At 40.5% G+C, this 15,237-nt stretch carries 12 protein-coding genes; 3 read left to right on the forward strand and 9 right to left on the reverse strand.

What is annotated here, in order from left to right:
• Nucleotides 1-20: 20 nt before the first annotated feature.
• Nucleotides 21-944 (reverse strand): agmatinase, encoded by a 924-nt coding sequence (gene speB / locus EJ103_RS10830; RefSeq protein WP_126007628.1) that lies wholly within the window; start codon nucleotides 942-944, stop codon nucleotides 21-23.
• A 3-nt stretch (nucleotides 945-947) separates the two neighbouring features.
• Nucleotides 948-2,861, reverse strand: coding sequence for a biosynthetic arginine decarboxylase (gene speA / locus EJ103_RS10835; protein WP_126007630.1), 1,914 nt, complete (start codon nucleotides 2,859-2,861; stop codon nucleotides 948-950).
• Nucleotides 2,862-3,113: 252 nt separating this feature from the next.
• On the opposite strand from speA, the gene EJ103_RS10840 reads away from it, so the two are divergent.
• Together EJ103_RS10840 and EJ103_RS10845 are read left to right on the forward strand one after the other, a co-directional pair.
• Nucleotides 3,114-3,977, forward strand: a complete 864-nt coding sequence (locus tag EJ103_RS10840) for an alpha/beta fold hydrolase (protein WP_126007632.1) — start codon at nucleotides 3,114-3,116, stop codon at nucleotides 3,975-3,977.
• A gap of 2 nt (nucleotides 3,978-3,979) precedes the next feature.
• A complete protein-coding gene (locus EJ103_RS10845) occupies nucleotides 3,980-4,585 on the forward strand; it encodes a TetR/AcrR family transcriptional regulator (RefSeq protein ID WP_126007634.1) in 606 nt (201 codons plus the stop codon).
• Between the two features lie 44 nt (nucleotides 4,586-4,629).
• On the opposite strand, the gene EJ103_RS10850 is transcribed toward EJ103_RS10845, so the two are convergent.
• From EJ103_RS10850 to EJ103_RS10865, 4 genes are all read right to left on the reverse strand, one after another.
• Nucleotides 4,630-4,962, reverse strand: a complete 333-nt coding sequence (locus tag EJ103_RS10850; RefSeq protein ID WP_029772735.1) for a YnfA family protein — start codon at nucleotides 4,960-4,962, stop codon at nucleotides 4,630-4,632.
• Between the two features lie 120 nt (nucleotides 4,963-5,082).
• Nucleotides 5,083-5,952 (reverse strand): MYG1 family protein, encoded by an 870-nt coding sequence (locus EJ103_RS10855; RefSeq protein WP_054983440.1) that lies wholly within the window; start codon nucleotides 5,950-5,952, stop codon nucleotides 5,083-5,085.
• Between the two features lie 268 nt (nucleotides 5,953-6,220).
• Nucleotides 6,221-6,691, reverse strand: coding sequence for a GNAT family N-acetyltransferase (locus EJ103_RS10860; protein ID WP_004588851.1), 471 nt, complete (start codon nucleotides 6,689-6,691; stop codon nucleotides 6,221-6,223).
• A gap of 158 nt (nucleotides 6,692-6,849) precedes the next feature.
• Nucleotides 6,850-9,114, reverse strand: coding sequence for an EAL domain-containing protein (locus tag EJ103_RS10865; protein WP_126007636.1), 2,265 nt, complete (start codon nucleotides 9,112-9,114; stop codon nucleotides 6,850-6,852).
• 368 nt (nucleotides 9,115-9,482) lie between these two features.
• On the opposite strand from EJ103_RS10865, the gene cysZ reads away from it, so the two are divergent.
• Entirely contained in the window at nucleotides 9,483-10,214 is a 732-nt protein-coding gene (gene cysZ / locus EJ103_RS10870) for a sulfate transporter CysZ (protein ID WP_024034179.1), read from the forward strand.
• A gap of 49 nt (nucleotides 10,215-10,263) precedes the next feature.
• Here cysZ and EJ103_RS10875 read toward each other — a convergent pair whose 3' ends face one another.
• From EJ103_RS10875 to rlmM, 3 genes are read right to left on the reverse strand one after another with little or no spacing between them, the layout of a single operon-like run.
• Entirely contained in the window at nucleotides 10,264-10,803 is a 540-nt protein-coding gene (locus tag EJ103_RS10875) for a hypothetical protein (protein ID WP_126007638.1), read from the reverse strand.
• Nucleotides 10,804-14,118, reverse strand: a complete 3,315-nt coding sequence (locus EJ103_RS10880) for an Ig-like domain-containing protein (protein WP_126007640.1) — start codon at nucleotides 14,116-14,118, stop codon at nucleotides 10,804-10,806.
• Nucleotides 14,119-14,135: 17 nt separating this feature from the next.
• Nucleotides 14,136-15,221, reverse strand: a complete 1,086-nt coding sequence (gene rlmM, locus EJ103_RS10885) for a 23S rRNA (cytidine(2498)-2'-O)-methyltransferase RlmM (RefSeq protein ID WP_004588846.1) — start codon at nucleotides 15,219-15,221, stop codon at nucleotides 14,136-14,138.
• Nucleotides 15,222-15,237 lie beyond the last annotated feature (16 nt).

Below are 15,237 nucleotides of genomic sequence, written 5' to 3' on the forward strand. Positions count from 1 at the left end.
GTAGTGTTTAACTTATAGCGTTAATACTTATTTTTATGTGTCCACAGGTGCAATAATTCACTGGCAATTGTTGCTGCGGCAATAGCGGTAAGCTCACTTTGGTCGTACGAAGGGGATACCTCTACCACATCCATACCCACCATATTTATGCCTTTTAGTGCGCGCAGTATTTTAAGCACTTTATCAGATGTTAAACCACCGAATACAGGTGTGCCTGTACCTGGTGCAAATGCTGGGTCTAAACAATCTATATCAAACGTTAGGTAAACGGGTAAGTCGCCTACTCGCTCACGTATTTGCGCTGCTATTTCATTAGCGTGCAAATCGTTAGCTTGCATTGCATCAATCACTGCAAACTCATGCTTTGATTGGTCAAAGTCGGTACGAATACCAATTTGGATACTGTGCTCTACATCAATCAGCCCTTCCATGGGTGCATGATAAAACATAGTGCCGTGATCAAAACGCGAGCCATTGCTGTATGTATCAGTGTGCGCATCAAAATGAACCAGTGCCATTTTGCCATGTATCTTTGCATGCGCGCGCAATAGCGGAAGCGTTACAAAGTGATCGCCACCAAGGCCTAACATCGTTGCCCCTTGGCGAAGTATTTGCTCTGCAGCCATTTCTAGCTGTGCCGTAAAATACTCAGGATCGCCTACCGGATAAGTAAAGTCCCCCGCATCAGCAACCGTTAAACGCTCAAACAAAGGAAATGTCCACGGGTATTTAGTGTCTTCCCATGCTAAATGTACCGACGCTCTGCGAATGGCATCGGGCCCTAAGCGAGCACCGGGGCGACCCGATGTTGCTAAATCAAAGGGTAAGCCTAGTACAACGACATCTGCATCAATGGCATTAATGTTTTGCACCATAGGACGACGTAAAAACGTCATCCCGTTTGAATACAATGAGTGGTCAACATGACCAAACAAGCTAGACATTGCTTATAACTCTTCTAAATAAGTGTAGCCATTAAGGCCGCTTTGCAACTCGTCTAAAACGCTTTGCTGTTCATTTTTATCTATTTTTGCAGACACTAACTGCGCGTACGACTGCTGAAAGCTCTCAACATCTAAATGTACATAGCGCATCATATCGGCTACGGTATCGCCTTGGTTTATCTCACTAATACTGGCAACGCCTTGCTCATCCATATTGATAATAGCGCTGTGCGTATCGCCAAATAAATTGTGCATATCACCTAAAATTTCTTGGTACGCACCCACTAAGAAAAAGCCCATTAAGTAAGGTTTATCAGCACTGTACTCAGGTACGGGTAATGTGCTTTCAATACCTTGGCCATCAACATAGTGCTCAAGCGCGCCGTCTGAATCACAGGTAATATCAAGTAATACAGCACGTTTTTTTGGTGCTTCGGTTAAGCCACTTAATGGCAATACCGGAAACACTTGATCAATCCCCCACGCATCAGGAAGCGATTGAAAAAGCGAAAAGTTTACAAAAAACTTATCGGCTAAACGTGCGTTCAACTCGTCAATAATCGGACGATGAAAACGGTTTTTGTTATCCATGTGTTTGTTAAGCTCATAACAAATACGTAAGTTAACTTGCTCTGCCCACGCCCGCTGCGTTAAATCTAAAAGCCCAAGTGCAAACTGGTTATGCGCCTCAGCTAAATCCCCTTGGCTGTCGTGGTAAATTTCAATCAGTGCACGGTCATCCGTTAAATCGGTTAACTGCACAAACGAGGCCCACATATTATTTAATAAAAGCGGTGCATCTGCTGCTGGCGCTACTAACTCTTCTGGCGTGTAACTTTCAGTACCAATAACATTAGAAATAAGCACCGCATGGTGCGCCGTTAGTGCACGCCCCGACTCAGAAATAATCGTCGGCATAGGCTGCGCGTATTGCTTACATGTATCACCTATGGTGTACACAATATTATTTGCATACTCAGCTAAGCTGTAGTTCATTGAGTTATGCGATTGGCTGCGGGTACCATCGTAATCAATAGCTAAACCGCCCCCTACATCTAAGCACTCAATGCTTGCACCTAATTTGCGTAGCTCACAGTAAAAACGCGCGGCCTCACTTACACCTAAACGCACATCACGAATGTTTGCCATTTGCGAGCCTAAGTGAAAATGCACAAGTTGCATTAAATCAAGCTGGCCTGCGTCTTTTAAACGGTTTACTACATGTAAAACTTGCGACGCAGATAAACCAAATTTAGATTTTTCGCCGCCACTTGCTTGCCATTTTCCTTTGCCTTGCGATGCTAAACGAACGCGAATACCAATACGTGGTTTAACATTTAGCGCTTTTGCTTGGCTAAGTACCATGTCGAGCTCAGAGAGTTTTTCAAGCACTATGTATACTTTGTGGCCTAGCTTTTCGCCAATAAGTGCTAAGCGCACATATTCTTTGTCTTTGTAGCCATTACATACAATCACTGCACTGGTTTTTTCTGCCATTGCCAAAACAGTTAATAGCTCTGGCTTGCTGCCCGCCTCAAGGCCTAATTGTTTTTTTTCTAATTCGGCTTGGCTTGCTACTATTTCTTCAACCACTTCGCGTTGTTGGTTTACTTTAATTGGGTAAACTAATAGGTAATCTTTTGGATAACCATAGTTTTCAATCGCGGTATTAAACGCGCCACATAAACTGTGCACACGATGATGTAAAATTTGTGGAAAGCGCACTAAAGCCGGTAAGCTTAAGCCTTTTTCTTGAAGTTGTTTTGCAATATCTGTAAGTGCAATAGTTTGCTCTGGGGCGTGAGCCTTTGGGGCAACATACACATCACCTTGATCATTAATACCAAAAAAACCTTGGCTCCAATGACGAACATTGTAACTCGTGCGAGCTTGTTCTAGTGATGTTGTCTCTTTCATTTATCTTTCTCTTTTATTTAATGAATGCCGGTTCGGCCAAGTGCGCGCATTAAAAGAAAAATAGACTTTTAAGTCCAACAAGTATTTTTACTCGTAACAAGTGATTTTTAGTGTTGAGAGAAAAAACACCTACACCTTAGCTTTTACAGCTAACCGCCTTTAGTAAAGCAAGCTGGTTATGCGGCTAAAAAAATAAGTACAGCTGTACTTTTTTAAGATAAAATAGAACAACTGTACTTATTTGGTATAAACATGAAACAAATTTATTTTAATCAAAACAAGCCACCTAAATTTTCTAAAATAACAAAGGCTGCCACTTTTGGTCTGACCAAAACATTTCCTAAACTCAGTGCCCGCCTTGCCATGAAGGTATTTTGTAATCCGCATAGCCGACGCCAATACGAATTTAGAACATGTATACAGCCAATTAATATTAAACTTACTACCGAGCTTGGCGCTGTAAACCTGTACTATTTTAGCCTAGCCGAAAACACTAAAACGGTATTTTTATCTCATGGCTGGGCCGATAGCACTAATCGGTTTACTGCTTTAATAGATGAACTACTTGAAAAAGGCTTTAATGTTTACTCAATTGATCACATAGGCCATGGCTATTCGCACGGCAATACCTCGCACTTATACGGGTATATGCAGGGCCTAACAGCGGCTTTTGAGTACTTTAATGGGCAAAATATTACAATTAATAGAGTCGTTACACACTCTATGGGCGGTGTTGCTTTGTTAAACTTAGCGCCTCATTATTTAGAGAATAAAAAAATTGTGATGATCTCTGCCCCTGCACAAATATTTGAAGCCATGTTTGCTAAGGTCAGGCAAGTGGGTATTTCTGAGCTCATGCTAGAAAATATGCTTAATAGAGTGTCGGACAAATATGGTATTAGCTGGCAAAACCTTCACCCTGATCATTCTAAAAATAAAATTAACGAAAACATGTTGTTTATTCATGATAAAAATGACTCAGTAGCAAGCTTTGAGGCAATAAAATTATTAACTGAGAACACACCCGCAACACTTGTGGCCACACAAGAGCTGGGGCACGTGCGCATTTTAAAAAGCCAATACGTGTACGACCAAATAACACGCTTTATGGATTAACGATGAAAAAAAGTGAGAGCACAAAACGCAATATTTTGCACAAAGGAATGGCCTATGCGGCTGCACATGGTTTATATAGCTTGTCGATAGGAAAAATAGCGGCAGTGACTAACATGTCGCGTACTGGGGTGATCTCACACTTTGCCAATAAAGAAGATATGCAAGTGGCTATTTTGGCCTACACCGAAGAAGAGTTTAGAAAACAGGTTGTTGATATATCTGTTGATGAAGATGCGTTAATTCATTTAAATAATTTTCAGCAACGCTGGCTTGAGTGGCTCAATTTTTTAGATACGGTATCGCCTGGTAAGCAGGCAAGTTGCCCGCTCATTAAAGCATCGGTAGAGTTTAAAGCAAGCCCGAACTGTTTGGTAAGGCAGTTTATGCAAGACCAACACTTAAAAATGATTAACTACCTCACTAAACTTGCAGTTAACTGCCAAGCACAAGGCTACTTTAGCCAAGACAAAGAGCCGAGCATTTTTGCGTATGAGTTTTATGGCTTATATACCGGGCATGTTGTACAAACAAGCTTAATAGATAATCCAGCTTTATCGCTTACTTATAAAAAAGTAGTTGGCAATTTAATTGCGCGATATATGCGTTAACAGTGGCCTGTAAGGCGTTTTTTACCTTTAATATGTCGTACTTTTTAAGCGCTTTTAGGTGCAAAAATAATAATAGCCATGCCCAGTAAGGCAACCGCCCCGCCCACTACATCCCACATTGTAAGCTTTACGCCATCAACTGCCCATAACCACAGTAAAGCCACGCATATGTACACACCGCCATACGCGGCATACACCCGTCCAGCGGCTGCTGGGTGTAACGTAAGCAACCACGCGAATAGCGCTAAACTGATTGCTGCAGGTATTAAAAGGAATATGGATTTATCTTCTTTAAGCCAAAGATAAGGTAAGTAACAGCCAATAATTTCTGCCAGTGCGGTAATAATAAATAGCGCGATAGTTTTTACTTCAAACATAAAACCTCACGTGATTTAAATAACAAGAACATAATAAAGCTAAGTAACTGCAAACTAGTTACTTAGCTAAATAGTACTAATTTGGGTAAAAAAATTTTACCCATATTTAAGTAAAACAGGTTACTCAGCTAGGGCCGCGTCGGCCAGCTTCATTGTACTTTCGAACGATTTAGTACCGGCTATAAATAAACCATTGTGGCAAAATACAGCGTCGTCTAAGCCTGTTTCAGCTTGAAACTCTTCATCAGATAAACCAGCCCACGCTTTAGGCAGTGACTTTCTGTCTTCAAACGAACCAGGCTCTACTGGTACAGTTTGAATAATCCATTGGCCGTTTTGCGAAGGGTAAACCATAAATAAGGCGTCGCTTGATAAATGGTGTACTGTTTTTTTCCATGGTGTGTATTTTTCTAAAATAATCACGCGGGGATCTTTTGCCTCTTCTATTGCTTTTGCAACAATATCTTTGGCGTTAATGCTTCCTTTTGCTGAGGCAATAAAACGGGTTAATAAACGCGCTGCAAACTCAACGGCTTCATCAAAGCATTCATCAAAGTTGCCTTCCTCTTCCCATGTTGGATTAAACATAGAAAGCGTTTGGCTAAGCGTTATGCCCTCAACCACACCCTTAACGTAACCACAATCTATGGCATCAATTGTAGAGACTAAACCAGCGTCAACTCTATCAGCCACCGCTTGGTTATTATCACACAGTGCTAAACCATACTTTTTCCAAATTAAGCCAAATGACGAGTATGGCGTGCCATTTTCGCGCTCGCCTGCGCCGCCGCGTTGGTGGTGATCAAAGCGTCCTGTGTCAGGGTTGTATTCACCACCTACATCAACAACAATATCGGCACTTTCTATTACTGCTTTATCGCGGGTTCGTACCAAGTTAAAGGCAGGCAATACATGCTTAAGTACCGCAATACTAAACACGTCATCGGCATGGAAATTACCACTGTGGGTTACTACTGTTAAATCGCTCATTGGTTTTGGGCTACTTTTAAAAAAGATAAAATTCTCACTTATGAAGTGCTAAATAAAGGTTTATACCCGTTTGCTTAATCAAGTAATTTATTTTGAAGCAAAAAAGCTTGTTTATAGCCAGGTTTTGCCTCTTAAAATCATTAAGTATTACTGTGCACAGGTATTAAATATAGGTGGCGAATTTTATACGAAGATAGCAGTGAAAAACAGTGAAGTATTTTTTGCGCCTACAGAGTCAGCTATAGGCACACAGTAGTAAATAGCTTATTTATTCTGGCTCAGGGCTCAGGGCAAGCTCCATAAATACACTTTGTGGGTTATCTTGATACGAGCCAAAGCTTGCACAGCGCGCAAAACCTAAATCTTCATATAAACTAATTGATTCGGTTTGCTTTGGGCCTGTTTCTAATCGGATAAGTGGAATTTTTGTTTCGCCGGCGTAATGCAGTAGGTTTTGCATTATGCGTCTTGAAAAACCTCTACCACGGTAACTTGGTTTTACGTATAAACGCCTTATTTCGCCATATAGCGCGCCGTCATTTTGCTTAACAATAGCGCCACAGGCAATAATGCCATCTTCGTTTTTTAAACCAATTGCGTAAACGTTGTCTTTGCTTAATTCTTCTAATTTGAGAGATTGGGCTGTAGCCACGGGGTATAAGGAGTTTATCAGTCTATCTATATCTGCAAACACATTAACTACATCAGGATCCTTAGGGGTTAATTCGACTAACTGCATCTCTTGTCGTCCATTTTATTATTTTGAATCGTTATAGTGACTTCATAATATATACTTAATACGCGTGTTCCTAGTGTTGTTTAAACAAAATGTTTTAATAAGGTAAAAATAGCTTTATTAAAACGTTAGCTTAATTTACAAAAACTACGCACAGCCTGCTAAGCACTTAGGCTTTGCTTTTTTAATTGATGGGCATGCCACTTAATATAGTTACTGGCATTCATAGGTTTTGCGACTAAATAGCCTTGTATACAATCTGCATTGAGCAAGTTTAGTAACTCAAATTGCGCCTCTTGCTCTACACCTTCAGCAACAACAGTAATGTCTAAACTTTTGCCCAGGCTTATAATCGTATTAACAATATTAAAGCCTTTGCCTTTATCTAAAATCTTATCGATAAAGCTTTTATCAATTTTTATTTCCTGTACGGGGAACGCATTTAAATGGGCTAAACAGGAATACCCCGTGCCAAAGTCGTCTATAGAAAACACAAAACCTTGTTCTTGTAGCTCCGTCATTTGCTTTATTGTGCTGTCAATATCGCCCGATAGCATGGTTTCGGTGATCTCAAGTTTAATATGCTGCGGTTTTATGTTGAACTCTTTAATTGTAGAGCAGAGCTCACGGGTAAGCTGCGCAGAATTAAACTGTATATGACTAATATTTATAGATACGCTAAAGTGCTCATCTATCATGTTTTTTTCATTAAGTTGATTAATAAGGCTGCATATATTGCGAAGCACTATGTTTTGCAGTTTTTGAATCAGACCATATTGCTCTGCAATAGGAATAAACTGATTAGGCGCAATAACCCCTTTATTAGGGTGTATCCACCTTATCAGAGCTTCTGCACCTACTATCTTCCCTTGCATACTAATTTGCGGCTGAAAATACGCACAAAATTCGTTATTTGCGATTGCTCTTACAATATCCGTTTCTAATTCGGCTTGGTTTTCGAGTAAAGTTTGCAGTTTAGGGTCATAAAAGCTGCAGCTATTGCCACCTTTTGCCTTAGAGCGGTACATGGCGGTATCTGCAAATTTTAATATGTTATCGGTGGCTGTGTGCTCTTCGTTAATTAAGCAAATACCTATACTGCAGCTAACTTGAAATGCCAGCTCCCCTATTGCAAACTTATCATTAAACACGCCTTGTACTTTTTTAGCGACTATTTCGGATTCAATACAGGCTTGGTGGTTATGCTCGCCAATGTATTCGAGTAAAATAATAAATTCGTCACCGCCCACTCTAGCTAAAGTATCAGATGATCGTATTACGCCACCTAAGCGTTTTGCTAATTCTATTAATACTTGATCTCCGGCGCCGTGGCCTAATGAATCGTTTATTCTTTTAAAGTTATCAACATCTAAAAACAGCAATGCGCCCGTTTTTTTGGTGCGTTTAATACGCTCTACACACTTTGCTAGGCTGTCGCTGAGCATTCGTCTATTAGGGAGCCCTGTTAGTGGATCAAAAAACGCAAGCCGTTGAACCTCTTGCTCGGCTTTTTTGCGAAGGGTCACATCTCTTGCCATCCACACTATGTGCTTAAGTTCTGGTTTTTCTGGCTGATAGTTAGTAAGTGCAGCCGCTCTTCCTTCAAAGGTTATGTGGCCTTTGGGCACGGCTAAATCGTACTCAAATATTTGCATTTCATTGGTGCGAATGGTTTTTTTAATAATCCCCATGATCATGTCGGCATCTTTAACTGGGAACAAGTCTTGCACATTTTGACCAATTAAGTCGGTAGGCGATTCAAGTAATAAGTCACTCGAGGTACCGTAAATATCGGTATAGACGCCCTCTTCGTTCAAAATCAAAATAAGATCGGGCATCACTTGCGTAAATGCTTTAAATTTTTCATTACTTTTTTGCAGGTCTGCCACTAGCTGCCTAGCTTTGAGCGACTCTGCGCTTTTTTCTAGTGCTATGCTAGAAAAGTGTACAAAATAGTCAATGAGTTCTAAATCTTGCTGTGTAGGTGCTTTAGGGGCGCCGTGGTAAATAGCAAAAGTGCCTAATATTTCACTGGTGGTTGAAATAATCGGGGTTGACCAACAAGAATATAAACCGTAGCTGTGCGCTAAATCTTTGTAACCTTCCCACAAGGGCGATAGGTCAATATTTTGCACAATAACTCGCTCATTTTTATAAGCCGCGGTGCCACAAGACCCTACATTAGGGCCTATAAACACACCATTAATGGCCTTTAAATATTCATCGTCAATATTTGGGGCAGCACGATGAAATAACTGATTACCTGTTAAAGACAGTATTGAGCATCTTGCAGAGCTGTCTTCAATAACTTGCTCTATAGCTAAACAAATATCTTGTAAAATATCGTCTAAGGCAATGCCTAACGCGATTTTAGATAATATATCCTGCTGGTGAGATAACAATTGTTTTAGTTTTGCAGTATTCATACTTCACCATGCATCTAGGTACTTTTATGTTGCTACGCACTTTAAAAAAGTGCAGTGCATCAACAAATTCCTGCTCTTAGTTCATATATTTAAAATGAGTATAGTTAATAAACTTACAGCACGAGTTTTATTATTACGATTATGGAAATTGTTTTTTAATAAAATAGCTAAAAAACAACTTTAGTATGCGTTAAGCCTATATTATTTTGCAACAAAAAATAAACATCTATAACAAAAACAATCCAGCCAACACACTCTAAAACTTTTTTTAAATTTTGCAGGTTTAACACTTTGTTACTTAAAAAGGCTGTTCAAAATTATCAGTCTAATTATACTGCATGCAGATATGAGTCTTTTTTGAGGTTACTGTGCAGATCATACAAGGTATGGAATATTTTTTTTCAGGCTTTAAATTAATTAGCCAAAAAGGCCTTAAGCGCTTTGTGCTTATTCCACTTTTACTTAATATTTTATTGTTTGGTAGTTCATTATTCTTTTTATTTGGTTGGTTAAGCGACAGCTTTAATTATATAAACAACATGTTACCTGAGTGGCTAAGCTGGCTTGAATGGTTAATGTGGCCCATTGCGGTGCTTGTGGTGCTATTTAGTTACAGCATGCTATTTACGGTAATAACCAACTTTATTGCGGCCCCTTTTAACGGACTACTCAGCGAAAAAGTAGAGCTTTATTTAACGGGTCAAAAAATAAATGACGACGGTTTTGCTGATTTAGTAAAAGACATTCCACGCATGGTAGGCAGAGAGTGGACAAAGCTTTGCTATTACTTACCCCGCGCTATTGGCTTTTTTATTTTGTTGTGGATTTTACCCGTTATTGGACAAGTGTTATGGGTTTTATTTACATGTTGGATGTATGCTGTGCAATACAAAGATTTTGCCTTTGATAACCATAAAGTAGGCTTTAAGCAAATGAAAGACGATTTAAAGTCTAAACAAGGTTTATCTTATGGCTTTGGCTTTGCTGTTATGCTGCTCACTGCAATCCCATTTATTAACCTAATTGTTATGCCCGTTGCTGTGTGTGGCGCTACTCGTTTGTGGGTAGATAATTATCGCTCTAAATACCGAGCGGGCTAAATAACACTACGGTAAATAATAAAAGCACCTTTTGGTGCTTTTATTTTATCTATCTCAACTTAAGTGCAGTGTAATTTAGTCTTGCGCGCCTTGGCAGTGCTGCATTTTTTTCATCTTGTAAAGTAAACGCTGTGATCACTATCGAGAATAACTGCTTTTTAAAAGTAATGTTAATGACTTCGCCTATTTTAGTTTTATAAGTGTGTTGCTGATTAAACAATTTAAGTTCACCGTTTCCTAATTGCTCAACATACAAATAGGGGGTGTGCAAAGGCAGTTTTAACCTTATAACATTTAAACTGCTTTGCTCCTGTACTGCAATCCACGCCCCATCTTTATAAAGCGTATTAAAACGCGTTATGCCCTCGGGCTGTAGTACAGAGTCGTTTTGTATTAAACACGTGCTGCACCCGTTTACACGCCTTTGCTGCCAATTTACTGGCTTGTTATTATAATAAAGTGCATCAGTTAGTAACCATTCACTACTATGGCTACTACTGGCTTTATTAATAGCGCCTTGGCTACAGGCAGCAACTAAACAAATAATAGCTCCTTGTAAAAGTGCAGCTTTTATAAATCGGTAGCTCATTTAGCGCTCTTTAATTGCTTTAATTTGGTTAATTATAGCCTCGCTTGGCGCTGCTTCTTTTATATAGCTAGGCAATGAAGTAGAAACAGCTTGAACACGCTGTTGTTGATACAGCTTATGGCTCATAGTATTTGCCACACCAAATCGGTTACCTGCACTTTGTGAGTAAAACTGTAAGTTAATCATGCTCCACTCATCGGTATCCGTTAATACAGTAATTTGCGAGTCTTGGTTTGCATCAAAGTTAGTTAATGTATCGCCTAAAATTGCATTACAATTATAATCGACCGCCTCAGAGCCAGGCCTGTTTAATCCTGCGCTTTCATCAATAGCACTTTCATTTATATTTGCAGCGCTGCCGTTTGAATAATCAATGATAAAATCATCCGTTGATCCTGTTTGATTATTGGTATTTGGCACAAGGTCGCAGTTAATGTTGTTGGTATAAAACCGGTCGTAATAACGATCACCTTCGTTATTACCTATGCTTGCAAGCCCCGTTAATTGATATAGATAATTCATTGAGCTTAAATGATTTGGCTTAAAGTTCACTTCTTCGTCGCCGCCATGATAAAGCCCTAAATTATGCCCCAACTCATGAAAAATAGTAGACGCTTGGTAATTATTCGTCACATTTTGTGATGTTTGATCATCAACGGATAACCCCCATCCGCCCATAGTCAGCATTAGGTCATTACCATTTATTTCGGCAATACCTGAGCCACTAATGCTGCCATCTTCGTTACCACTGTTTGCCATTAATAAATAATGAAAAATTGGGCGGCGCGTTGTATCGGCATATTCCATTTTATAGGCAAATAAATTAGCAGTACCTTGGTCATATTCAAAGGGCGTGTAGCTGTTAAACGGTACGGTTGTACCGCCTCCTAAATCAAAGTTAGCGGTGGAAATACCCGTGCTTTGGTCAAACAAATCGCCTACATCAAAATGCACTGTGTAGCCGTTACTTGCAAATACGCTCACTACTTTTTCTAATGCTGTACGCTGTGGCGTAATACCTATATCGGTACTGTCCATATAATCAATTTCTATAAATATATCTTTTTGATTTTCCCGTGCGCCCCATTCATATAAAGGCAGCCCGCCAAATGTTGTGCCTTCTTGCTCACTGCAATCAGGGATCCCATCTAAATCTGTATCGGTATCACAGCTAATATCATTTTGCCCTGCCGGCGTATTAAACACTGAGTAAACCCAATCACTTGCTTGATTAGTATCTGTTGCATTAAGCGCACGTTTTAAGCTTGACCCTTGTTCGGCCTGCATTTGTGGTGCGTTATCGCCTTGCCATTGCGTGGCACTAACCGGTTGCTGGGTAGAATTACCAAATTTAACAAAGTCGATTGTTTGTGTGGCGGCGCTATTTAATAACTCTGCAAAGCCATTTATATACCAGTAAGGACGTAGCGCATCGCTTTGGTTACCCACCAGCACAATTTTAGGGTTATTAAGTGCCGCACTTGCTAAAAACTCATCACCAAAACGACTTTGCAGTAAAATATAACTGCCGTTTTCTAATACTTTGTTGGGTAATGTAAATACTTGCTCTGCGCTCACTGAGCTATCAAGCATATTAATTGCGCGCGTTTTTAATGAATAGTTTTGTAAATTAACAGCCTCTCCAGTGCCGTTATAAATCTCTACCCAGGGCGTATCATTAGTAAATTGCACCGATATGAGTTCGGTTATTTTTAAATCTTGGGTTGAGGTGGTAAATTCACTCACTTGGCCTGCTGTCGCAGCAGTACCAGAAAAATTAACTAATTGGTCATTTACACGCACTTTGTAAAGCGTGTTTTCTGAAAAATCAGCGCTTAAGTTAACGTTTTTAAAATAGTCACTCGTCTCATCAGGCGCACCAGATACGCTCTCTACATTAAGTGCAACGCAGCTTGCAAAATCATCACTTGATACCTGAACACTGCCTTCACAGCTCCCCGCGCTACTATTTACGGTTAACGAACTGCTCAGCATCACATCAGAAAACGTAATGCTGATGGGGGTGTCAACCAATACCGGTTCATCTGCCCCATTAGGCGTTATTTCTGTCACCGTTGCAGCGCTGGTATCAATAATTGTCGTATTAAGCAAAAAGTTGGTGCTGTCTTCACCATCACTAGCAGTCAGTGTGTAGCTTTTTGCAGAAATACTATTTACAGGCGGTGTATAGCTAAAGCGCAGCGCTTGGGCATCAATAACACTCACCTGCGCCCCTTCTAGGTCATTTGGAAAAGTAATTTGTACCGTATCGCCATCGGCATCATTTACCGTCAAATTAAATTCAGCACTTAAGTTATATTGCACCTCAACGGTTACATCATCTGCCACAGGCGGATTGTTAGGCGGCACCACAATCACCGTTTTTTGGGCGCTATTAGTTGCATCGTCGTTATCTCTAACGGTGGCTAAAAAGGTAATATTGGTATTTTGAGCAACTGTTGGAGCATTAAACGTAATGCTGGAGTCGGTTTGCGTAAATTCGACCACGGGGCCGTTTGTTTGTTGCCAGCTTAGCTCGCTAATGGTGCCATCGCTGTCCTGCGCTGTAGCTGTTATTGTCACTGACTCATTTTGCATTGCCTCGTCAGGCCCAGCTAAGGTAACACTAGGTGCGCTATTTAATTGCGTAATAAGTACCGTGGCACTGCTTTGTACAGTGCCCCCGGCATTGTCGGTTACAGTAACACTAAAACCAAGTGTTTCATTTTCACTTACATTTGGGGCGGTAAAGCTTAATTCACCTTCAGTTTGGCTAAATTCGATGGAGGAGCCAGCAGATTGTACCCACACTATGGCGCTAATTGTGCCATCTATGTCTTGTGCATTAGCAATTAAACTAACTTGGGTATTAGCCAGTGCACTGCTTGGGCCTGTGATATTAACTGTGGGAGGGGTATTTTGAACCGTGATAGTCCCAGAAAACACTTGCTCTGTAGTTGCGCCGTCATTATCGGTTACTAGCACCGAAAAACTAAAATCAGTGTCGCTTTCTACACTGGGGGCCGTTGCTGTGAGTATGTTGCCATTGGCAGTAAAGGTAAATTCAGGCCCCGACAGCTGCTGCCATTGATAACTAGACACCTGCCCGTCACTATCGCTTGCCTGAGCCGTAATAGTAAAGGTTTGGTTAGCAACAATAACGCTGCTGCTTACATCAACACTCACAGTAGGGGCGGTATTGCCAGTTGAGCCACTATCGGTGGCGTCACTATCGCTGCCACCGCCGCCGCAACCGGCTATTAAAAGTGATAAAAAAAGTAATCCTAGCCATTTATAAACATTATTTAATACCACTTTTATGCCTCTATGATTTAGCTATACAAATTTTGGGGCACCTTAACAACGTTTAAATGAACGGTGATTTCCTCACGATCATGATACAAATGCTTAGCTTGCAACTCATAGGTTATACCGTACTTAGTAAGCTCTTCTTTGATCATCGTTAGGCATTCATAAACACTATCAAAGCGTTTTTTCATAGGCAGCTTTAAATTAAATATCAGCTCTTTGGCGTATGCGTTTACTGCCCAGTCAATCATTAGATTAGTCACTTTGGTTGGTTTTTCCACCATATCGCACACTAACCAGTTAATATTTCTTTTTTCTGGGCGGTATTTAAAACCATCGGCTCTAAAGTGTTTAACTTGGCCTGTTTCCATCAAACTATCGTTCATTGGGCCATTATCTATTGCGCTAACAAACATGCCTCTGCGTACTAATTGATAGGTCCAACCGCCTGGGCAAGCGCCTAAATCAACCCCTCGCATGCCTGGTTGTACTCGCGCTTCTCGCTCTTTTTCAGGGATAAAAACATTAAAGGCTTCGTCAAGTTTTAACGTTGAGCGGCTCGGTCCGTCACTTGGCATACGTAAACGTAAAATGCCCATAAAAAACGGCGAATTATTATAACTATACGAATACCCTACATACGCGGCATTGTTTGCTAAAAATAGTACATGCATTACCGGGCGGTTTGCCTTTGGCTCACGTAATACCGTGTTTTGTTTTTCGAGTGCTTTTTTTAACGGCGTTGATATTTTTTTACAAAAGGTAAGCAGCTCTTTGCCTTCGTTAGTATCGGGGGTTTCTACGCGCAATTCACTACACAAAGGAAAATCCTTTGCGGCTTCTTTTAATGCAGTGACCCTATCTTCTACCGGCATATTTTCGATTAACGTGCCAGCAAACCACTGGCGCGCAAATACCATATTTTTAAAGTCAACCTTTTTGATTATTTCGTCGCTGTGTTGCGCTTCAAAACATTCATAAATCACGTAGCCGGTATTTGGTTTGGCTTTTACATAGCCGGCAAAACCTTGCTCGGCAGCATGAAACGTTATTTCAGCAGCCGCATCGTTTTCAAAACCACTACGACAATAAATCACAACACTAGACATATTAACCCTTAAACTC

The organism is Pseudoalteromonas sp. Xi13 (assembly GCF_003952205.1).
GTDB classification, from domain to species: Bacteria; Pseudomonadota; Gammaproteobacteria; order Enterobacterales; family Alteromonadaceae; genus Pseudoalteromonas; species Pseudoalteromonas atlantica.